Genomic DNA, 20523 nt, shown 5'->3' with positions numbered 1-20523 from the left:
AGAACGCATTTCGAAACAATTCTATGCAAATTATTTTCGAATATGACACAGCTAGGCTATCCTTGCGCCCGTTCTGTTCAAAAAAGCAGCCAGATGCGCATACATAACGCAGCGCATAGGCTTAACGTTGGCAATCGGCCCAAACAAAAGCCCAAGGCCTCGGCGCTCTCCCTTAAGGGCCACCGCCATCTGGCGGGTCCGCACGTCGTTGAGCATATCACGCAATCGTGCCGTGCGCTCAATTGAAGACACCCCATGGGGGCTCAGGCACAAATTCTCGATACAAGCAACCAAGCGGCCATAGTAAAACCGTTGGCAGGCCAGCTTTAGATGGTTATCGTCATCTATTGCGTCAAATGGCACGCAAAGCTCTTCAAGCACCTTGGCGTCATCGGAAAGTCGCGAGAACATGGTGGGGTCGAATGAATCCGCAACCGATGGCGCGGCCGTATGGAAACAAGCTTCGGCGCACCCCAATACGCGTTCCGCATGCGAAAGGGCAGGCGCCAAAAAGGCGATCGCACGATACGACTCGGCATGCTGCAGACACAACTCAAACAGGGAGCGTTCATACATCACGCCGGAATGTTGACAAACCAGACCGCTCTCGACCAGCTTGGCCAGGCCTAAAGCCCGGTCTCCATCGTCGGCAAGGGCAATGGATTGCGCGTCCAACATACGAGAATGGCGTTCCCGATGCGTATCGTAGCGATCGAGCGACACCGAGGGAAATACGATATCTGCCGAGGTCTCACAAGCGACATCGAGCATTGCCAAAAACGCGTGCGGCGCAAACCACTCATCGGCGCTCATTGCGATAATGTGGGCCCCGCGCGAAGCGGCAAAACCCTCGCGAAGGCAAGCTCCGCTCGACGGATCGTCAACGTCTATCAAATCGATGTGAATATCTCTGCCCGCGGCAACATCGAGCGAATGACGAACGCCCGGCGCAGCGTTGCGACATGCAACGACAATCTGCATGTCGTAGAGGTCTTGGTTTTGGACGCTTTCGAGTGCACGCATCGCGTAGCTGGGCGAACCCTCCACAACAAGGATCACCGAAAGTCGCGGAAGCGAGCCACGTCGAAGCAAGTTATCCATCCTCTCGACAGCAATAATCAACTGCCGTTCATGGTACACCCCGGCAATAAACGCAATGAGTCGCCTGATGCGCTGCACGCCAAGAACAGATGTTGCACACGGCTCGCCCACACGAGCAGCATACTTAGACGGCTCTCGCTTCTCCCCTATTCGAGCGCGACGAGCTCGGTGGGGTCATAATCTACGCCCATAAAGGTAAGGCCGCACGCCGGCGCCGTGGGACCCGCAGCAGTACGATCACAAGCGTCAATCACCTCGCGCATCCACTCGGGATCGCGGCGATGCATGCCGATCTCGACGAGCGTTCCCACGATGGTGCGCACCATCGAATGCAAAAAAGCATTGCCTTCGATGGTAAACGTAAGGATATCCTCGCCAAAGGCGACCTCGTGGCCAAACTCGGCACGCATCACGCAACGATGCGTTGGCTTGCCCACGGCAGAAGCGACCTTACAAAAGCTCTTAAAGTCCTGTTCGCCCAAAAGCGCTGGGCAGGCGGCTGCCATCGCATCCACGTCCAAAGGATAACGGTGCCACCATACCGCACCACGCGATAGCACCGGACGCGCATCGCGATCAGCAATGCGGTAGGTATAGGTCCGAGAACGTGCGTCAAAACGCGCAGAAAAGCCCTTACGGGCCTTGTAGACCTCATTAACGGCGATATCTTTGGGCAGCAGCGCATCCATAGCTCGCAGCCACCTGCGGCGCGTTAAAGCGAGCTCAGCGTCCGTAACGGGCACGCTGATGTATTGGGCCACCGCATGCACCCCTGCATCGGTGCGCCCGGCACACGTCAAATCGACTGAACGGCGCAAGAGCGTCTCTATGGCAAGACGCAGCTCTCCGGCAACCGTCGTCTGCCCTGGCTGCTCGGCAAATCCGCTATAGGACGAGCCGTCATAGGCAACACGAAACACCAACGTGGCATCGAGCTCTGGAGTCAAATTGAAATCAGACGGCGCGGTCATGGGCGCTCCCAACAAACAAACAACGATATCGCGACAAAAAAAGAGGGGTACGCGAACGTACCCCTCGAATATAGCCTATGCAGACGAATTGTCTACTCAGCGGTCTCCTCAGCAGGAGCCTCCTCGGCAGCGGTCTCCTCGACAGCCTCGACCTTCTTGGGAGCAGCGGCCTTCTTGGGGGCCGGAGCAGCCTTCTTGGCCTTGGGCGTGCAAGGCTCGGTGACGAGCTCCATGATAACGATGGGAGCGTTGTCGCCCTTACGGTTACCGAGCTTCATGATGCGGGTGTAACCGCCGTTGCGATCCTGCCACATGCCCTGAGCAGCCTTGTCGAAGATCTCGGCAACGAGCTGCTTATCGCCGAGCTTGGCGATAGCCAGACGACGAGAGTGCAGGTCGCCCTTCTTGGCCCAGGTGATGATCGGCTCGACAACCGAACGCAGCGCCTTAGCGCGGGTCTCGGTGGTCTTGATGCGGTCGTTCTCGAAGAGGGCCTTGGCCAGGCTCTTCTTCATGGCCTTGGTGTGGCTCGCATCGGTGCCGAGCTTCAGGCCCTTCTTAACGTTGTGACGCATGGTCTAGTTTCTCCTCAAATATGCGAAGCATTAAGCCTTCAGGCTCAGGCCCATGGACTCAAGCTTGTCCTTCACTTCCTCGATCGACTTAACACCGAAGTTGCGGATGTTCAGAAGATCGTTCTCCGAGAACTCAACGAGCTGACGGACCGAGTGAATGCTGGCACGCTTAAGGCAGTTGTAGGAACGGACAGAAAGGTCCAGATCCTCGATCTGCTTGTCCAGCTCGGCGTTGTCGTTGGTGACCTCGGGAGCGAAGATCGAAACCTCCTCCTCGACCTCGGGGGTCTCGGCAAGGTTCATAAAGGCAGCCATATGCTGGTTGATGATATTGGCAGCCTGGACCACGGCGTCGCGCGGGGCGATGGAGCCGTTGGTCTCGATCTCGAGGACAAGGCGGTCGTAGTCGGTGTGCTGACCGACACGGCAAGCCTCAACGAGCTTGGCGCAACGGGATACCGGCGAGTACAGCGAGTCGACGTGGATCACACCGATGGGATCGTTGTCGCGCTTGTTGGCCTCGCCAGAGACATAGCCGCGGCCATAGCCGATGCGCATGCTCATGGTGAGATGGCCACCCTCGGTGAGCGTAGCGATGTGCTGCTCGGGGTTGACCAACTCAAACTCGGACGGAATAAAGAAGTCCGCACCGGTGACCTCGCAGGGGCCGTCAACCGAGATGGTGGCGGTCGCCTCGTCGGTCGTGCCGAGAGCCCTGAAGACAAGACCCTTGACATTCAGGACGATGTCAGTGACATCCTCGACCATGTTAGGGATGGTCATGAACTCGTGCTGCGCACCATCGATCTGAATAGCCTCGACGGCGGCACCCTCGAGCGAGGACAGAAGAACGCGACGCAGGGAGTTGCCCAGCGTATCACCGTAACCGCGCTCGAGCGGCTCGACGGAGACACGAGCAGACGTCTCGTTGATCTCTTCGACCTGAACCTGAGGCCTAATGAATTCTGACATGTATTACCTCCAGCCTCAGCAGCCCGGATGGACTACTTAGAGTAGAGCTCGACGATGAGCTGCTCGTTGATATCACCGCTGATCTGCTCACGCGTCGGCAGAGCGAGCACGTTACCAGACAGCTTCTCGATATCGACCTCAAGCCAGCCAGGGACCTCAAAGCGCTCGGAGGAAATCAGAGCCTCCTTGATGGGGAGGAGGTCACGGAACTTCTCGCCGACAGCGACGACGTCGCCGGCCTTGACGCGGTAGGACGGGATGTCCACGCGCTTGCCGTTCACGGTGAAGTGACCGTGGCGGACGGACTGACGAGCCTCTTTACGGGTGCGAGCGAAGCCAAGACGGAAAACAACGTTGTCGAGGCGAGACTCAAGGATGATCATGAGGTTCTCACCGGTAACGCCGTTCATCTTACGGGCCTTGTTGAAGTAGCCGTGGAACTGCTTCTCCAGAACGCCATAGATGAACTTGACCTTCTGCTTCTCGCGCAGCTGCATGCCGTACTCAGATTCCTTGCGACGGCGCTTGGGCTGACGGATAGATTCCTTCTTGCTGCTGTAACCGAGCTCAGCGGGATCGATCCCGAGCTGACGGCAGCGCTTAAGAACAGGAGTCCTGTCGATTGCCATATTGATACGATCCTTTCAGTTACACGCGGCGACGCTTCTTGGGGCGGCAGCCGTTGTGCGGGATGGGGGTCTTGTCCTGAATGCTCGAGACCTCGAGGCCAGCAGCCTGGAGGGAGCGGATGGCGGTCTCACGACCGGAGCCGGGGCCCTTGACGAAGACGGAAACCTTCTTCATACCGTGCTCCATGGCCTGCTTGGCAGCAGCCTCGGCAGCCATCTGGGCAGCGAACGGCGTGGACTTACGGGAGCCCTTGAAGCCCACCTGGCCAGCCGACTTCCAGGAAATGACGTTGCCCTGGGGATCGGTGATCGAAACGATCGTGTTATTGAACGTAGAACGGATGTGAGCCTGGCCCACGGAAATGTTCTTACGGTCCGCGCGCTTCAGACGGGCAGCGCGAACGTTCTTCTTAGCAGTAGCCATCTATCTAGCGCTCCTTATTTCTTCTTCTTAGCACCGATCTGACGCTTCGGGCCCTTGCGGGTACGAGCGTTAGTGTGGGTGCGCTGGCCGCGGACCGGGAGGCCCTTGCGGTGACGAAGGCCGCGGTTGCAGCCGATGTCCATAAGGCGCTTGACGTTCTGGTTGCGCTCACGGCGGAGGTCGCCCTCAACCATGATCTGGTTCTTGTCGATATACTCGCGGATGGCGTTAACCTCATCCTCGGTGAGGTCCTTAACGCGCGTATCCACGTTAACGTTGCACTCGACGCAAATCTTCGTCGCAGTGGTGCGGCCGATGCCGTAAATGTAGGTCAGACCGATCTCAACGCGCTTCTCACGCGGGAGGTCGACACCATTAATACGGGCCAACGTAGTCTCCTCTCTTAACCCTGACGCTGCTTATGACGGGGGTTCTCGCAAATGACGAGGACCTTGCCATGGCGCCTAATGATTTTGCACTTATCGCACATCTTCTTGACCGAAGGACGTACCTTCATCGTTCTTCCTTTCGGTAGCGCTCAAACTACTTCCCTACTATCTACTCGCCCAGCCGCAGGCGTTTAAAACTATGGCTGGTCTTCACACACAATCCGACCGTAGGTTGAGCTAAGCCTGCAGTCGGAAATAGAGTGTGTGTATGCGTGCCGCTATTTGTAGCGATAGGTGATGCGGCCGCGGGTCAGGTCGTACGGGGAAAGCTCCACGACAACCCTGTCACCGGGGAGAATACGGATGTAATTCATTCGAATCTTGCCAGAAATGTTGCACAGAACCGAATGACCGTTCTCGAGCTCGACCTTAAACATGGCATTAGGCAACGGTTCCTTTACCGTACCCTCGAGCTCAATTGCGTCTTCCTTCTTCACAAGCAATCATCTTTCTCTAGAAAACGACAGCGATTGAGTATTTTACAACACGTATACACGCATCGTAATAACTTCGTAATGGCTCCACAACTACGGTGAACTTGTTACATTTGAAATGTAAAACAAAGCCGTTCCCTGATGCCCAAGATCGCCTTGAAATGAGAAGGCATAGACCTTGGGGTCATGCCTTCGAAATTGAAAGGCGAGGTTGGGCATCAGGGGGCGGCGACTTTTACATTTCTCCGCCTTGGAGCGAACACCAGGATCCTTGCGCATCCGTGGTGAGAATCACCGGACCGTCATTGGTGATGGCGACGGTGTTCTCGTAGTGCGCGGCGGGCAGGTGGTCGTTGGTGGTGACGATCCAACCGTCGGAGCCCGTGCTCACATGGTTGGAACCCATCGTTACCATCGGCTCGATGGCAATGACCATACCGGCCTGGAGGCGAACGCCCCTCCCCTTCTTTCCATAGTTAGGAACGTTGGGGTCCTCGTGCATCACGCGGCCAATGCCATGGCCCACATAGTCACGAAGCACGCCATAACCGTGAGACTCGGCGAGGGACTGGACGGCATAACCAACATCCCCGATATGGTTACCGGGAACAGCCTGCTCAATGGCAGCCTTAAGGCAATCGCGCGTGACCTCGCACAGGGCCTTGGCCTCGGGCGTAGGGGTGCCGACGAAAAACGTCCATGCGTTATCGCCAACCCAACCGTCGACAACGGCTCCCGTATCGATAGAGATGATATCGCCATCGCGCAGGATCATATCGGGGTTGGGAATACCGTGGACCACCGCATCGTTGATCGATGCGCAAATGGTCCCCGGGAACCCGCCGTAACCCTTAAAGGCCGGGGTGCCGCCATGCATGCGGATAATCTGCTCCGCGAGCTGATCGAGCTCAAAAGTCGAAACGCCGGGACGCACCATGGCTCCAACGTGGCGGAGCGCCATCTTAGATAGCGCTCCTGCCTTCTTCATCTGCTCGATTTGCGTTGCAGACTTAATCTTAATCATAGACCGAGGGCCTCTTTGACATCCCCGTATACGGTCTCGCGAGCCTGGTCACCGTTGACCGACTTGAGCAGACCCTGGCCACGATAGTAATCGACAAGCGGGCTCGTGGACTTCTCGTAGACGTCGAGACGGTTCTTGATGGTCTCGGGCTTATCGTCGTCGCGCTGATACATCTCGCCGCCGCATTTGGGGCAGGTAACATCGGCGGCAGTGCCGGTGTAACCGCAGGCGCGGCAGGTTCGACGCGAGGACAGACGATCGATGATGACCTCGGGGGCAACGTCGACCAGAAGGGCGCAGTCGATCTCGCGACCCATGCCGGAGAGCTCGGAATCGAGCGTCACAGCCTGGGCGGTGTTGCGCGGGAAGCCGTCGAGGATGAAGCCCTGCTGGGCGTCATCGGCGGCAAGGCGCTCCTTGACAAGGTCGATCACGAGCTGGTCGGGAACGAGCTCGCCAGCGTCCATGTACTTCTTAGCCTGAATACCAAGCTCGGTGCCACCCTTGACGGCAGCACGCAGCAGGTCGCCCGTGGAGATGTGGGCGACGCCAAACTCGGCGACGAGCTCCTGTGCAACGGTGCCCTTACCGGCACCCGGAGCTCCGAGCAATACGAGGTTCATGAGCAATCCTCCTCTAGCCTATTTAAAGAATCCATCGTAATCATACATCTTGATCTGGCCTTCGAGCTTGTCGACCGTGTCGAGCACGACGCCGACCATGATGAGGATGGACGTGCCGCCAAATGCCTGGATCAGCTGATTGCCCGTGAAGGAGAAGATGATCGAAGGCACGATGGCGATGAGCGCCAAAAAGACAGCGCTGGGAAGCGTAATCTTGTTGAGCGCGTTCTTGATGTAGGCCGCGGTAGCCCTACCCGGACGAACGCCCGGAATAAAGCCGCCCTGCTTCTTAAGGTTGTCGGCCGTGTCGTCGGGATTGAACACCATGGAGGTGTAGAAGTACGCGAAGAACACGATGAGGACAACGTTAAGCACCCAGTTGAGCCAACCGGTCGAAAGCGCAGAGGCAACTGCCTGAATCCAGCCGATGCCGGGGAAGAACACGGCAACCTGAGCCGGGAAGTACAGCAGCGCCGAAGCGAAGATGATCGGCACGACACCCGCGGTGTTGACCTTGATGGGCAGGTAGGTGGTCTGGCCACCCATCATGCGACGGCCCACGACGCGCTTAGCGTAGGAGACCGGAATGCGGCGCTGGCCGCGCTCAAGGAAAACAATCAGTGGGATAACCAGCAGGATGATGGCGCAGATGATCACCATAGTGATGATGCCACCGCCATTGCCCTCGGTGCTGGAGAAGATCGCCTGCGGCAGACCGGCCATGATGTTCGCAAAGATGATCAGCGACATGCCATTGCCGATACCACGCTGGGTAATGAGCTCACCAATCCACATGATCAGCATGGCGCCCGCGGTGAGCGTGCCGACGATCATGAGGTCGAAGATGATCTCGGGAGCGGCGGCGCCATTAAAGCTGATGCCGAAGCTCTTAAAGAGGAAGAGGTAACCCACGGAGTTGAAGATTGCCAGAGCCAGGGTGAGGTAACGCGAATACTGCGTAATCTTGGTCTGACCGACCTCGCCCTCGCGGGCAAGCTCATGCAGGGAAGGCACAACGGCCTGGAGCATCTGGAGGATGATCGAGCTGGTGATGTAAGGCATGATGCCCAGCGAAAACACCGACACATAGCTCAACGCGCCGCCAGAGAAAAGATTCAGGAGGGCCATAGCACCTGCGGCGACCGAATTGTTATCGGTCGAGAAAAGGCCCAGCATCCCCTGGAAGGGAATGCCGGGCACAGGAACGTGCGCACCAATGCGGTACACGACGAGCATAGCTATGGTAAAAAGAATCTTTTCGCGCAGTTCTTTGATGCGGAAAGCATTCTTAAGACCATTTAGCACGGCAGCTCGACCTTTCCGCCGGCGGCCTCGATCTTGGCCTGCGCAGAAGCGCTGACCTTGTCGACCTTGACCGTGAACTTCTTGGTAAGCTCACCATTGCCGAGCACCTTGACGGGCTCGAACTCGCTCTTGGTGATGCGAGCGGCCTTAAGAGCGGCACCGTCGATCACAGCGCCATCCTCGAACTTACGCTCGAGACGCTCAACGTTAACAGCGGTGTACTCGATACGACGGGGGTTGCGGAAGCCCGGAAGCTTGGGCAGGCGCATAGCCAGCGGAGTCTGGCCACCCTCGAAGCCGGCACCCTTGGTGCCGCCAGAGCGAGAGCCCTGGCCCTTCTGGCCGCGGCCAGAAGTGGTGCCGTGACCCGAAGAATTGCCACGGCCAACGCGCTTGCGGTTCTTGGTGGAACCGGGCGCGGGAGTAAGATCGTGAAGCTGCATTTGCTACTCCTCTACAATCTCGACAAGGTGCTTGACCTTGAAGATCATGCCGCGGACGGACTCGTTGTCAGTAATCTCGCGAACCTCGCGGATCCTGTGGAGACCGAGGGCACGGACAGTACGGACCTGGTCCTGCTTGCAACCGTTGGTGCTGCGGACCTGCTTGATCTTGATGGTGTCAGCCATGCTTAGTTCTCCTTACCGACGAACATCTCGGAGACCGTCAGGCCACGGCGAGCCGCGACGTCCTCAGGGCTGGAGAGCTCCTTGAGGCCCTCGACGGCAGCCTTGATGATGTTGAGGCCGTTGTCGGTACCGAGGGACTTGGACAGGACGTTCTTGATGCCAGCAAGCTCAAAGAGGGGACGCACAGCGCCGCCGGCGATAACGCCGGTACCCTCGACAGCGGGCTTGATGATGATGCGGCCGGCACCAAAGTGGCCGATAACCTCGTGCGGAATGGTGCCCTCTTCGGTCACCGGCACGTGGAACATGTTCTTCTTGGCATCGAGAGACGCCTTGGAGATGGCCATGGGCACCTCAGCGGACTTGCCCATGCCAACGCCGACGTTGCCCTTACCGTCGCCAACGACGACGAGAGCGACGAGGCTCATGCGACGGCCGCCCTTGACGGTCTTCGACACGCGGTTGATGTAAACGACGCGCTCCTCGAACTCGGAGGCCTCGCGCTGCTGCTTCTGATTACGAGCCATGTGCTACATACCTCCTAGAACTCGAGACCGGCGGCACGAGCACCGTCGGCGAGGGCCTTGACGCGGCCATGGTAGATACGGCCACCGCGATCGAAGGCGACCTTGGTGATGCCGGCCTCGATGGCGCGCTTGCCAACGAGCTGACCGACCTTCTCCGCAGCCTCCTTGTTCGAGGTGTGGGTGCCCTTGAACTCGGCCTCGAGGGTCGAGGCAGAGACGAGCGTCAGGCTGGAGCCCTTGCTGTCGTCGATGATCTGGGCATAGATGTTGGCGTTAGTACGGGTCACGCGAAGACGCGGACGCTCGGCGGTACCCGAGATCTTGCCGCGAACACGACGCTGACGACGCTTGAGGCCTTCCAGCTTCGCCTTATGCTTGTTCATACGTAAACTCCTAAAAAGGTTGATCTTGCCAGCACCTAACGGGGTGCTGGTCTTATGCGAGTGAGTCGGTTACGACTACTTGGCGGCCTTACCCAGCTTGCGGCGGATGTGCTCGCCAACGTAGTGGATACCCTTGCCCTTGTAAGGCTCGGGAGGACGATGGCCGCGGATCTCAGCGGCGATCTGACCGACCTGCTGCTTGTTGATACCCTTGACGTTCACGTGGGTGTTGTCGGGAACCTCGAAGGTGATACCCTCGGGAGCCTCGACGATCACGGGGTGCGAGAAGCCCAGGGAGAACTCGAGGTTCTTGCCCTTCTGCTGCACGCGGTAACCGACGCCGGCGAGCTCGAGCTTCTTCTCGAAGCCCTCGGAAACGCCAACAACCATGTTGTGGATGAGGGCGCGGGTGAGGCCGTGGCGGGCACGGGTCTCACGCTCGTCGTCGGGACGGGAAACGGTGAGGACGTTGTCCTCGATGTTGATAGCGAGCTTCTCATAGACATCGAGCTCGAGCTGGCCCTTGGGGCCCTTGACGACAACGTTGTTGCCGTTGACTGCCACTTCGACTCCGGCGGGAATCTGGACAGGCTTATTACCGATACGAGACACGGTGATCTCCTTTCCTTCTACCTACCGAGCGAATTACCAGACGTAAGCGATGATCTCGCCGCCGACGTTGTGCTTGCGAGCATCGCGGTCGGTCATGACGCCATGGCTGGTGGAAATAATGGCGGTACCAAGGCCACCGCGGACGCGGGGCATGTCGGCAACGCCGGTGTACTTACGCAGGCCCGGCTTGGAAATGCGGCGGATGCCGTTGATGACCTTAGCCTTCTTGGGACCATACTTAAGCGTGATGTGCAGAGTCTTCTGGGGAACGGTGTCCTCGACATCGTAGCCCTCGATGTAGCCCTCCTCGTGCAGAACACGAGCGATCTCGACGAGCTTCTTGCTGCTCGGCATGGAGACCGTGGCCTTGTTCACAGAGTTAGCGTTACGAATGCGCGTAAGCATATCTGCGATCGGGTCTGTAAGGTTCATACAGATTCTCCTTCGTTCTTGATGAACACGTGCTCTTGGTTCTTCGCCGCCCTTAACGGCAAAGCCTAACTAGCACGTTTTCCCTGTTCCAAACGGATGCTTGAAACGCTGGTAGTGACTTACCAGCTGGCCTTCTTAACGCCGGGAAGCTCGCCCTTGAGTGCAAGCTCGCGGAAGCAGACACGGCACAGGCCGAACTTGCGGTACACAGAGTGCGGACGGCCGCAGCGCTGGCAGCGCGTGTACTCACGAGTAGAGAACTTCTGCTTGCGATTGCACTTGACGATCATCGATGTCTTAGCCACTTATATCCTCCTCACATAGAGTATTGTTCGCCCCAAGCGCCGCCCCCTTGTGGGAACGGCGCTTATAGGGCAGGTGAACCTATTTCTTGAACGGGAAACCAAAGGCGTCCAGAAGGGCCTTGGCCTCCTCATCGGTGTTGGCGGTGGTCACGAAAGTGATGTCCATACCACGCTGGTGATCGACGGAGTCAAAGTCGATCTCGGGGAAGATGAGCTGCTCGGTGACGCCCATGGAGAAGTTACCACGGCCGTCGAAGCTCTTGGCGGAGATGCCGCGGAAGTCGCGGATACGGGGGATAGCGACGGAGGTCAGACGATCGAAGAACTCCCACATGCGGTCGCCACGCAGGGTAACCTTGCAGCCGATCGGCATACCAGCGCGCAGGCGGAAGGTAGCGATGGACTTGCGGGCACGGGTGATCATCGGCTGCTGGCCGGTGATGGCGCGCAGGTCGCGCACGGCACCGTCGATGGCCTTGGAATCGGTAGCGGCCTCGCCGACACCCATGTTCACGACGATCTTCTCAAACTTGGGGATCATCATGACGTTCTCGTACTGGAACTTGTCCTGAAGCTGCTGCTTGACCTCGTTGTTGTACTTGGCCTTCAGACGCGGCACATACTTCTCTTCTGCCATTGTTCACTCCTTCTTGGGGTTTTAAGCACGGGGCGTGGCCACGGTGGGTTGTCCTCGTGCCTCCTGACTGCATCCGCGCCGCTCATGGCATTTCGCGGTTTGGACTCGACGCAGCAGGAGCCGACAAAACAATCGGTACTATACGCGCATTGGGTGCGTATTTCCAGAAAAACATCGTCTGCCTGCACAACTCCACAACTCCCCCGCACAAATGGGTCCCAAAAAGCACTTGCGGTGAAATAGGGACTGTTTGACAGCTTAACCGGCTTAAACAATCCGTATTTCACCGCAACTCATATATGGGGCGTTATTTTTGGCGAGGCAGGACCAGGTTGAGGACGACGGCGACAAGTGCGGCGACGGCAATGGAGGATCCGCCAAAGACGGTGTCGACCCATGCGGGGAATCCAGCGCCGGCAAGTGCGCCGGCCGTGCGCTCAATGCCCGTGCCAAAGGCGATAGAGAGACCCATGAGCGTGGTATCGCGCTGAGACAGGCCGTGGCGGGAAAACATGACCACACCGTTCATGCCGATGGTTGCGAACACGCCGATCGTGGCGCCGCCAATCACCGGTTGCGGAATGGACGTGAGCACTGCCGCGCACTTGGGCAGCAGGCCCGCGACGAGCAGAATGGCGGCTGCGAGCGTAAAGACCATACGGTTGACGACTTTGTTCTCGGCGATGATGCCCACATTCTGGCCAAAGGTTGCCGTGGGGACGCCGCCCAAAAAGCCCGAGAGCATACCGACGAGACCATTGGCGATCAATCCGCCCGAGATCTGACTATCGGTCGCGGGGGTATCGAGCGCCGCAGAGGACACGGCGGCAAACTCTCCCATAACCTGCACGGCGTTCACGATGGCCACAACGCCCACCACGGCGCACGCCGCTGGATCGAACACCAGACGATGGGCGCCAAACGCCGGTGGGGCAAACCAACTTGCAGTCGCGACAGCCGAGAAGTCGACCATGCCCAACACCGCCGCAACGACAAAACCTGCGCAGATACCGGCCAGGATGCTGCCCAGCTTGAGCGCGCCCTTGCCGTAGTTACCGACCATAAAGGTGACGACAAACGTCACGAGCGCGACGGTCCAGTTGGTGACGCTGCCAAAATCGGCCGCGCCCTCCCCGCCTGCCATGGACGCCACGGCAACCGGGCACAGCGACAGGCCAATGACAAAGATGACGGTACCGAGCACCGGAGCTGGGAACAGAAAGCTCACGCGCTTAAACAAAAGACCGAAGAGTACGACGAGCGCGCCGCCGATAACTTGAGCGCCCAGAACGGCCTCAAAACCAAGCTCAAGACCGACCGCTTTAAGTGCCGGCACGAAGGTAAAGCTCGCACCCATCACGATGGGCAAGCCCGAGCCGACGATGCCTTTTATGGGGAACTGTTGAAGGAAAATGTCAAGCGCCGAGAGGACCAGCGACGCCTGAATGACGGCGGCTTCCTCTTGAGGGGTAAAGCCGCAGACCGACGCGATGATGATAGCGGGCGTAACGATACCCGCGAATGCCGCCAGCACATGCTGCAGTGCATGGGGCAATACCTGCACAAACGAAACTTTTCCCGTACGCTCGAACAGGGCGTCCCCTGCCACCGACTCTGCCATTTGCGCCTCCCATACCCTAGGCAGCGGCCCTATGCCGCCCAACGGGCGGACATTATAGGGCATATGGCACAGGTAACATTTTGACCCGCATGCGGCAGAGGGCTGGGGTAGCTAATTTGGGACGGGGCTCTTTTAGCTACCCAACAGTGAGCGAACGCCTCGAGATGATTTTTCTGGGACGGGGATTAAAAAAACATTAGGTACGCAATGATTTTTTGTCCCCGTCCCAGAAAAATCATCGAGCAGGCAGGGTAGCTAAAAGAGCCCCGTCCCAAATTAGCTACCCCTGGGATGCGACTAGCGCTTGCGGGGGACGAGCTTGGTGCGACGCAGATGAATCATCTCGGCGGCGATGGAGATGGCGATCTCTTCGGGATCCTCGGCCTGAATGGCAACGCCGATCGGCAGGTGCAGCTCGTCGATCTGGTCCTGCGTAAAGCCCTCCTGCTCCAAGCGAGCCCGCACAAAGGCCGTCTTGCGGCGCGAACCCAGGCAGCCCAAATAGGCGGGCTTGGCGCGCAAAGCCTGAATCACCACATCGATATCGGACTTGTGGCCCGCCGTGGCGACGACTACCAGATCGCGCGGCCCGATGGGGCATTGCTCGTCCAGGTTCTTGTAGTCGACCAGACGACGGTCGTAGACGCCGGGTACCCATTCGGGCGTCAACGTGCCGGGGCGGTCATCGCACGCCACGACGGCAAAGCCCGCCGCCGTGAGCACGCGCGCCGTCGCGGCGCCCACGTGACCGCAGCCAAAGATGTAGGTCAGGCCCTCGGGGCAAAGCGTCTCGATGTGCGCCGGGGGAATCTCGGAGGCGGCGTTGGTGTAGGTGACCTTACTCCCCTCTTCCGTCAGCGAAAGCCCGGGGCAACCCACAATGGTGCGGCGCGACTCCTCGCCATGGTATTCGGCAGCGTCGCTTTCGAGCGCGCTTGCGATAAACGGTTCAAAGTCGATGACGAAGTCGCCGATGCGTCGATACGCCAAGACGTCGGCAACCGACTGGAACAACGGCGCCCGCGATACATCCAGGTGCAGATAGCACAGGCAGATGGCTCCGCCGCAGATCATGCCGGTATCGGAGTTCTCGCCGCCCATGGTGTAGCGGACCAGACGCGACTGCCCTGCGGCCAACAGCTCGCGCGCCTCGTCCAGCGCAAAGAGCTCGATCTTACCGCCGCCGATGGTGCCCGCTTGGCTGCCATCGGCAAAGACGGCCATCCAGGCACCCACGCCGCGCGGCGATGACCCTGCCGTGCCGGCAACTACCACCAGCTCGCACGTCCTACCAGCCTTCAGAGCGCCAAGCGCAGCATTCACCACATCGAGCTTTTCCATCGTCGCTTCCTATCCCCTAAAAACGTCGGTGAACATGGCGAGCGCCTCGAGTACGCCGCCGCCGACCGACGTCGCCTTGTCCGAAATATAGTTGATATAGCTGGCATCGCCACGCGGGTCGACGTCGGCACATTTAAAGCCCTCGGTCACCAGAACGCCGTCGGCCAAAAGGCCGCGCAAGCAGCCGTCAATCTGCGTGACCATGGGAGTGTCGCCCGCATGCCCAATCACATCACCGGCACTCACGATGTCGCCAATCACATGGTCGGACCTAAACACGCCGGCGGCGGGGCTGTGGATAACGCGCTCCTTGCCATAGCCGGCGATGACACCCGGCACGCCCGTATTGGGCTGGGGCGAGCCCTGGGTGATGACGCGGCCGAGGAAATGCCCGCGCATGGTCTCGACCACGGCATCGCAATCGACCGGCGCGGTAAAGCCCGGTCCTACGGCGATGACGACAGGCGCCATATCGCGCGTGGTGCCCAAGTTGCGCTTAGCCAGGATCGCGTCGACCACGGCAGCGGGCTTAAGTTCGCCGAGCATCTTGGCCTGGGGATCCACCACGACGGCAACATCGCCGGCCTGGGTAATTGCAAGCGCCTCTGCCGGCGTCTGCGCCAAGCGAGCGCGAATGCCCTCGACCTGGACCTCGCCCAGGCGAATGGCCTCACAAAAACTGATTGTGCGACGGATGCACGTGGGAACCGCGATATCGGCCATGACAACCGACACGCCGGCGCGCACCAAACGGGCGGCGACGCCCGTGGCGATATCGCCGGCGCCGCGAACATAAACGAGCATTTCCGGGGCACCTCCCTGTGCTACGGTTTGAGCAGAGCAAAAGCGGTTCGGCCGCTACTCTGATGATTATTTATTATCACAGTATTATACGGCGGTGAACAGATGGAAACGGTTAGCGGCAATCTCGCCTCGGCGCTCAGGATCGAGCCGGGCATTACCGCGATTATCGGCAGCGGCGGCAAGTCGACCTTGCTAAAGACGCTCGGCCTTGAGCTTATGCGCGCGGGCGGCCGCGTGCTCCTCTGCACCACCACGCATATGTTTCCCGTCGCCGGCGTGCCATGGGACGGGACGGGTCGTCGCCTGGACGCCGCACCTTGGAAGCCGGGCGCCGCACATGTCCCCGGTTGCACCTGCGAGGCCTGCGCGGGCCTTGCGCGGGGAAGCATCTGCCAAGCAGGTGTCTTGGACCCCGAGACGGGCAAGCTCTCCGCCCCCGCCGAGCCGCTCGGCGAGCTGGCACAGCGCTTTAACTACGTCTTGGCCGAGGCGGACGGCAGCAAGCGGCTCCCGCTCAAGGCCCACGCCGCCTGGGAGCCGGTGATTCCCTCTGGCACGGCCAACATCGTCTGGATCGTTGGCGCCTCGGGGCTCGGCAAGCCCATCAACGAAGCCGTCCACCGCCCCGAGCTCTTTTGCGAGCGTTGCGGCTGCGAGCTCACCGATACCGCCACGCCCGAGCGCGTCGCCCAGGTGCTCAATACCGAGATGCAGGCGCTGAGGCTCGACGCCGCGCACGTCATACTCAACCAAGTCGACGCGCTCAGCGACCCCACGATGGCCGACCGCTTCGAGGCTGCCCTCGGCCGCCCCGTCGTCGCCACCAGCCTCCAGGGGTAGCTAATTTGGGACGGGGCTCTTTTAGCTACCCCATGTTGAGAGAAAAATCATCAGGTAGGCAGGGTAGCTAAAAGAGCCCCGTCCCAAATTAGCTACCCTGGCGGCACCCCCTGCTAGCGAGGCGCGTAGCAGGCCGCAACGTGTTCTGAGACGCGGCGCTGGCCCTTGGCGGTGTCGACATCCCACAGCTCGTAGGCACGTGCCTCGACCAACTGGATATCGGCACGGCCGCGCAGCAGCGACGATCCGCCGTCCTTGCCCTTAAGCCCCATAAGGTTAGGAAAGAAGCTCGCGGGGAACAGCACCGGAGAGGCCGGCTCGCCGTTCAGGGCAAGACGCACGGGCGCGACACCGCCGTTGGCCTTAAAAGCACCGGCGAGTGCCTCAAAGGAATCCGAACTCACGAGCGGCTGGTCGCCCGGCAAAAAGAGGCAGCCCCTCCAATCGCGATCGGCTCCCCAAGTAAGGCCGGCGCGCACGCTCTCGCTCCTGAGCGCGCCATCGTGCCGTACGCACGCGCAGCGCAGCTCACGGCAGATCTCGGCAACCTGGGGCCAGCGCGTCGTAACAACAACGTCAAATCCCCTGGGCACCGATTCGATCGTCCGCTGAATCAGCGGCTTTCCACAGATGTCGGCAAGCATCTTGTTAGAGCCAAACCGCTTGCCCTCGCCCGAAGCCATAATGACGCATCCAAGTTTCATGGCGATACCTCCCCTGAAGCCATCGTACCCATAACGCGCGCCGCGGGGCACCTACATCGAAAGCGCCTATCCCGCACGCCCACGATGCAAAAAGGGGGCACCCCGCCGGTTGGCAGAGCGCCCCCTTTACATGGCTTACCTCAACCCGGCTTTAGGCCTGAAACCAACGGACGGCGTTGCGCTCATAACGCAGCGACACTTTCGTTATTTGCGAACAAGTGGGGTTTATGGCAAAGTGTGCCCAAACTAATTTTTAGGAAGGCACCCATGACCCCCGCACAGATTGAGTTTTATAAGCGCCTTGCACACGGCCTGGCGCTCCAGTTTGGCCCCAACTGCGAAGTCGTCGTCCACGACCTGGAGACCGAGGACGTGGATCACTCTATCGTGGTGATCGAAAACGGCCATGTAAGCGGGCGCAAACTGGGTGACGGTCCCAGCCATATTGTGTTTGAGTCCATGCACGAGGACACCACCGACGTGCACGACCGCGAGCCATACCTCACCAAAACCGCCGATGGCAAGCTGCTTAAGTCCTCGACCATCTTTATCCGCAACGACGAGGGCAAGCCTGTCGGCATTTTGGGCATTAACTTTGACATTACGCTCATGAAAGCTTTTGAGCGCTCGCTCGATGCCTTTACCGGCACCGACGGCACGGGCTACACCGAGCCCGAGCCCATTACCAAAACCATCGGCGACTTGCTCGAAGATCTGCTGCGCGAGTGCGAGCAATACGTGGGCAAGCCCGCAGCCCTTATGACCAAAGATGAGCGCATTCGCGCCATTGGCTACCTCGATCGTCGCGGCGCCTTCCTCATTTCCAAGTCGAGCGAGCGTGCCTGCGAGTTCTTTGGCATCTCTAAGTACAGCTTCTATAGCTACCTCAACGAAGCAAAGGCAGAGGCCGGCGAAAAATAGTCAGCGCGCCTGCGCCCCTCCCCTTTTGGGCGCGAGTTCTGGAATGCACGAATCCAAGACTCGGCCGCAAGGCAAGTTCCATATAATCGATGAAATAGACAGTTCGAAAGGATGGAACAAGATGGGGTCGAGCAACGCATCGCGCAACGGCCACGGAGGCTTCGCTTCTGCCGCCAGGCATGCGAAACGCGCGTTTGACGAGGGCGAAGACGATCTGTTTGCGTTGAGCCTCGACGACGTGATGAGCGATCGCCCCTGGACAGCCGACGAGCAAATGAGCGGCAAAACCCATTCGGCAGGCGATCCTTCCGAGACGGCATCGTTTATCGCCGCGGCGCAGCATCTTGCGCCCGAACCGCCCGTTGCAGATCTCGACGACTTTGCGACCCGTCAGTTTGCCTTCGATTCCTGGGCTGATGCCGATCTGGACGAAACATCTGCCGGCGCGCCGACGCTCGGCGAGCCGGTAAATCCACTTGTCGCCGCGTCCGCTTCCGAATACGAGCCGGACGACCACGCGCAAGCTATGCCCACATCCTCATACACCGATAGCCACACTGACAACGACGATTATTATGGCGACTACTACGCCGCGGAAGAGGCGCCGCGCTTTTTGGATTTCAATCCAGTAGCAAAGATTATCTTTATAGCGATTGTCGTGGTGCTACTTGGCGTCATTGCGTTTGAGGGATTCCAGCTGTTCCGCAGCCCCGTCGAGTCCGAATCGGCAACGCAGCAAAAAGAGGACGAGAGCAACGACTACCTCGACGTCAACAACCTCAAGGGCGACCCCAACGACGGGGACGAGTAGCGAGGGCTGAGGGCGGCTGAAGCGTCCATATGTAGCACCAGCTTCTACGTGCTGTTTTGTCATCCGGTTACACTTTTCCGGATGTTGAGACCGTCAGATTCGACACTTTTCCGTACTTTTGAGGTGCCGATTCCGACACTTTTCCGTACTTTCTTACGGCTGATTTCGACACTTTTCCGGATGTTGGCCGAATAATTGCCGCGTAATCAAGCGCCGTCTGCACATCATTTCGCACGCGGCGCTTGATTTCTGTCCGCGCGCGCTGATAGACTCCATCGTGCCCGCAAGGAGCGGGCGCGTTTTATCCAGAGTCGGGGTAGAGAGTTGGCTCCACGATCCCGACGCCAACCGGCCAAGAGGCACGGTGGCCCTGCCAACATCGATGAAAGGAGTCCGTATGGACAATTTCTCCGTGCGCAGTGAGCGCAACTTCCACAATCTGGCAGCCAAGCCAAAACGAATGCATCTTCTGGACGCGCCGAGCGGCTATGCCTCGGCCATGGTCAAGAGCAGCCTCTCCCACCAGATGCGCTTTACGGTACAGAAACTCGAGGAAGAGCTCTGCACCGCTGGCAATCCACATGTGTTGCAGATCAAGTTGCTCGGAGATGACTCGCGTGAGCCGTCTAGCTGGGAGCTGTTTGCAGACGGCGTGTGCGTTGCGGACGGATCTGGCACCTTTGCCCGTGAGTGCTTCTGCGAGGGCGCTGAGGTGTTTTTGGACCTGTGCCGCGACGCTGTCGAGGCTGCCGAGCTGTGCCATTGGAGCCAGAGGGAGTATGAGCTGCTGAGTGCCGCGCGCGGGATTACGAGGGCTTAGGCGGACGTATCTTTTATAATCCAAGTCCGCAAGATCGGATGCGCCCGTCCGCAACTCGACTTACTACCAGATGATGTAATCACGTGTCACGTCAGCAAAGTCAGGTCCCGGCCGGTCATTGGTAGGCGTTCCAGCATCGCCCGCCCAGAGGTCTTCCGAAACCTCCCGACCACGACAATCCATGCGATCAATGTGCTCACTGCACATCTCGTTGACCACATAACGATAGAAAACAAGCTCCCGGTTGAATGGCCCCTGACAGGGATGCATGAAATCGGCATCGGGGTCATCGTCTGCCGAGCAATGCTATTCCGCGCCCTTAAAGCACGAGAATAAGCCGCCGACGATGGTCCCATTGCCTTCGGCATAATCGCGCGGAGTCTCAAAGATAAGTTCTGCCGTACGACGAAAGCCATCTCCTCGAGCGTCTCAAGGTGGGTATAGTCGCCCACACAGGCGACAAAAGTACCATGCCAGCAACCGACGAGCAGAGGGGGCACGACATCAGTGTGATCGTTTGTTGATGTTCACTAAGAAGTGGTCCGAGTGATCACTGGGAAATGAGCACCGTGAGCACGAAAAATTGAGCAGTTTAAGCAAGAGGGCCGCGCCCCGGGGACCGGGGGCGC

Annotated in this window: 28 protein-coding genes and 1 riboswitch; of the genes, 4 read left to right on the top strand and 24 right to left on the bottom strand. The window is 59.2% G+C overall.

Annotated features, from left to right (window positions below; all coding sequences use genetic code 11):
- Positions 1 to 51: 51 nt before the first annotated feature.
- The 23 genes from ACTQ1S_RS00140 to yqeB all read right to left on the bottom strand — a co-directional run bounded on the left by ACTQ1S_RS00140 (position 52) and on the right by yqeB (position 15798).
- Entirely contained in the window at positions 52 to 1212 is a 1161-nt protein-coding gene (locus tag ACTQ1S_RS00140; protein ID WP_441546760.1) for a glycosyltransferase, read from the bottom strand.
- 35 nt (positions 1213 to 1247) lie between these two features.
- The gene (gene truA, locus ACTQ1S_RS00135) at positions 1248 to 2072 is read right to left on the bottom strand and encodes a tRNA pseudouridine(38-40) synthase TruA (protein ID WP_427717709.1); all 825 of its coding nucleotides are present in this window, start codon (positions 2070 to 2072) and stop codon (positions 1248 to 1250) included.
- A 92-nt stretch (positions 2073 to 2164) separates the two neighbouring features.
- Positions 2165 to 2647, bottom strand: coding sequence for a 50S ribosomal protein L17 (gene rplQ / locus ACTQ1S_RS00130; protein ID WP_271742473.1), 483 nt, complete (start codon positions 2645 to 2647; stop codon positions 2165 to 2167).
- Between the two features lie 30 nt (positions 2648 to 2677).
- Positions 2678 to 3619 carry a DNA-directed RNA polymerase subunit alpha gene (locus ACTQ1S_RS00125; protein WP_154516055.1) on the bottom strand — a complete coding sequence of 314 codons (942 nt, stop codon included), beginning with the start codon at positions 3617 to 3619 and terminating at the stop codon, positions 2678 to 2680.
- A 32-nt stretch (positions 3620 to 3651) separates the two neighbouring features.
- On the bottom strand, positions 3652 to 4248 hold the full coding sequence (gene rpsD / locus ACTQ1S_RS00120) for a 30S ribosomal protein S4 (RefSeq protein WP_006235275.1): 597 nt from the start codon (positions 4246 to 4248) through the stop codon (positions 3652 to 3654).
- A 19-nt stretch (positions 4249 to 4267) separates the two neighbouring features.
- Positions 4268 to 4672 (bottom strand): 30S ribosomal protein S11, encoded by a 405-nt coding sequence (gene rpsK, locus ACTQ1S_RS00115; RefSeq protein WP_006235274.1) that lies wholly within the window; start codon positions 4670 to 4672, stop codon positions 4268 to 4270.
- A gap of 14 nt (positions 4673 to 4686) precedes the next feature.
- Entirely contained in the window at positions 4687 to 5061 is a 375-nt protein-coding gene (gene rpsM, locus ACTQ1S_RS00110; protein ID WP_154516058.1) for a 30S ribosomal protein S13, read from the bottom strand.
- A 14-nt stretch (positions 5062 to 5075) separates the two neighbouring features.
- Positions 5076 to 5189, bottom strand: coding sequence for a 50S ribosomal protein L36 (gene rpmJ, locus ACTQ1S_RS00105; protein ID WP_006363204.1), 114 nt, complete (start codon positions 5187 to 5189; stop codon positions 5076 to 5078).
- Positions 5190 to 5339: 150 nt separating this feature from the next.
- Complete coding sequence (gene infA, locus ACTQ1S_RS00100) at positions 5340 to 5558, bottom strand: translation initiation factor IF-1 (RefSeq protein WP_035137443.1); 219 nt, start codon at positions 5556 to 5558, stop codon at positions 5340 to 5342.
- Positions 5559 to 5790: 232 nt separating this feature from the next.
- Positions 5791 to 6579: a type I methionyl aminopeptidase gene (gene map, locus ACTQ1S_RS00095; RefSeq protein WP_329738298.1), complete on the bottom strand. Its 789-nt coding sequence runs from the start codon at positions 6577 to 6579 to the stop codon at positions 5791 to 5793.
- Complete coding sequence (locus tag ACTQ1S_RS00090; RefSeq protein ID WP_441044628.1) at positions 6576 to 7202, bottom strand: adenylate kinase; 627 nt, start codon at positions 7200 to 7202, stop codon at positions 6576 to 6578. Before ACTQ1S_RS00090 ends, map begins: the two co-directional genes overlap by 4 nt.
- Positions 7203 to 7220: 18 nt before the next feature.
- Positions 7221 to 8507: a preprotein translocase subunit SecY gene (gene secY, locus ACTQ1S_RS00085; RefSeq protein ID WP_441546759.1), complete on the bottom strand. Its 1287-nt coding sequence runs from the start codon at positions 8505 to 8507 to the stop codon at positions 7221 to 7223.
- Positions 8501 to 8950 carry a 50S ribosomal protein L15 gene (gene rplO / locus ACTQ1S_RS00080; RefSeq protein ID WP_006235267.1) on the bottom strand — a complete coding sequence of 150 codons (450 nt, stop codon included), beginning with the start codon at positions 8948 to 8950 and terminating at the stop codon, positions 8501 to 8503. Before rplO ends, secY begins: the two co-directional genes overlap by 7 nt.
- A 3-nt stretch (positions 8951 to 8953) precedes the next feature.
- On the bottom strand, positions 8954 to 9136 hold the full coding sequence (rpmD, locus tag ACTQ1S_RS00075) for a 50S ribosomal protein L30 (protein ID WP_154516067.1): 183 nt from the start codon (positions 9134 to 9136) through the stop codon (positions 8954 to 8956).
- A gap of 2 nt (positions 9137 to 9138) precedes the next feature.
- Entirely contained in the window at positions 9139 to 9663 is a 525-nt protein-coding gene (gene rpsE, locus ACTQ1S_RS00070; protein WP_154516070.1) for a 30S ribosomal protein S5, read from the bottom strand.
- Positions 9664 to 9677: 14 nt separating this feature from the next.
- Positions 9678 to 10046, bottom strand: coding sequence for a 50S ribosomal protein L18 (gene rplR, locus ACTQ1S_RS00065; protein WP_118270231.1), 369 nt, complete (start codon positions 10044 to 10046; stop codon positions 9678 to 9680).
- 75 nt (positions 10047 to 10121) lie between these two features.
- Entirely contained in the window at positions 10122 to 10658 is a 537-nt protein-coding gene (gene rplF / locus ACTQ1S_RS00060) for a 50S ribosomal protein L6 (RefSeq protein ID WP_370450587.1), read from the bottom strand.
- A gap of 33 nt (positions 10659 to 10691) precedes the next feature.
- Positions 10692 to 11090, bottom strand: coding sequence for a 30S ribosomal protein S8 (rpsH, locus tag ACTQ1S_RS00055; protein ID WP_006235262.1), 399 nt, complete (start codon positions 11088 to 11090; stop codon positions 10692 to 10694).
- Between the two features lie 119 nt (positions 11091 to 11209).
- Complete coding sequence (locus ACTQ1S_RS00050; protein WP_022094280.1) at positions 11210 to 11395, bottom strand: type Z 30S ribosomal protein S14; 186 nt, start codon at positions 11393 to 11395, stop codon at positions 11210 to 11212.
- Between the two features lie 79 nt (positions 11396 to 11474).
- The gene (rplE, locus tag ACTQ1S_RS00045; protein WP_154516073.1) at positions 11475 to 12032 is read right to left on the bottom strand and encodes a 50S ribosomal protein L5; all 558 of its coding nucleotides are present in this window, start codon (positions 12030 to 12032) and stop codon (positions 11475 to 11477) included.
- Between the two features lie 307 nt (positions 12033 to 12339).
- The gene (locus ACTQ1S_RS00040) at positions 12340 to 13653 is read right to left on the bottom strand and encodes a uracil-xanthine permease family protein (RefSeq protein ID WP_441038792.1); all 1314 of its coding nucleotides are present in this window, start codon (positions 13651 to 13653) and stop codon (positions 12340 to 12342) included.
- A gap of 297 nt (positions 13654 to 13950) precedes the next feature.
- A complete protein-coding gene (locus tag ACTQ1S_RS00035; protein WP_441546758.1) occupies positions 13951 to 14994 on the bottom strand; it encodes an XdhC family protein in 1044 nt (347 codons plus the stop codon).
- Positions 14995 to 15003: 9 nt separating this feature from the next.
- Positions 15004 to 15798 (bottom strand): selenium-dependent molybdenum cofactor biosynthesis protein YqeB, encoded by a 795-nt coding sequence (yqeB, locus tag ACTQ1S_RS00030; RefSeq protein ID WP_441015027.1) that lies wholly within the window; start codon positions 15796 to 15798, stop codon positions 15004 to 15006.
- A 102-nt stretch (positions 15799 to 15900) separates the two neighbouring features.
- Between yqeB and yqeC the strand changes: the two genes are divergently transcribed.
- Complete coding sequence (gene yqeC, locus ACTQ1S_RS00025; protein ID WP_441546757.1) at positions 15901 to 16638, top strand: selenium cofactor biosynthesis protein YqeC; 738 nt, start codon at positions 15901 to 15903, stop codon at positions 16636 to 16638.
- 113 nt (positions 16639 to 16751) lie between these two features.
- On the opposite strand, the gene ACTQ1S_RS00020 is transcribed toward yqeC, so the two are convergent.
- Positions 16752 to 17342 (bottom strand): nucleotidyltransferase family protein, encoded by a 591-nt coding sequence (locus tag ACTQ1S_RS00020; RefSeq protein ID WP_427747852.1) that lies wholly within the window; start codon positions 17340 to 17342, stop codon positions 16752 to 16754.
- A 267-nt stretch (positions 17343 to 17609) separates the two neighbouring features.
- Between ACTQ1S_RS00020 and ACTQ1S_RS00015 the strand changes: the two genes are divergently transcribed.
- From ACTQ1S_RS00015 to ACTQ1S_RS00005, 3 genes are all read left to right on the top strand, one after another.
- The gene (locus ACTQ1S_RS00015; RefSeq protein ID WP_441546756.1) at positions 17610 to 18263 is read left to right on the top strand and encodes a helix-turn-helix transcriptional regulator; all 654 of its coding nucleotides are present in this window, start codon (positions 17610 to 17612) and stop codon (positions 18261 to 18263) included.
- A 121-nt stretch (positions 18264 to 18384) separates the two neighbouring features.
- Positions 18385 to 19074, top strand: a complete 690-nt coding sequence (locus ACTQ1S_RS00010; RefSeq protein WP_441546755.1) for a hypothetical protein — start codon at positions 18385 to 18387, stop codon at positions 19072 to 19074.
- Between the two features lie 298 nt (positions 19075 to 19372).
- Positions 19373 to 19463, top strand: a riboswitch (SAM riboswitch).
- A gap of 8 nt (positions 19464 to 19471) precedes the next feature.
- Positions 19472 to 19894, top strand: a complete 423-nt coding sequence (locus tag ACTQ1S_RS00005; RefSeq protein WP_441546754.1) for a hypothetical protein — start codon at positions 19472 to 19474, stop codon at positions 19892 to 19894.
- Positions 19895 to 20523: the final 629 nt, after the last annotated feature.

Origin of the sequence: Collinsella sp. LCP21S3_D3, assembly GCF_052118305.1 — a bacterium.
Taxonomy (GTDB): Bacteria; Actinomycetota; Coriobacteriia; order Coriobacteriales; family Coriobacteriaceae; genus Collinsella.
This window is presented reverse-complemented; position numbering and strand designations above follow the sequence as displayed.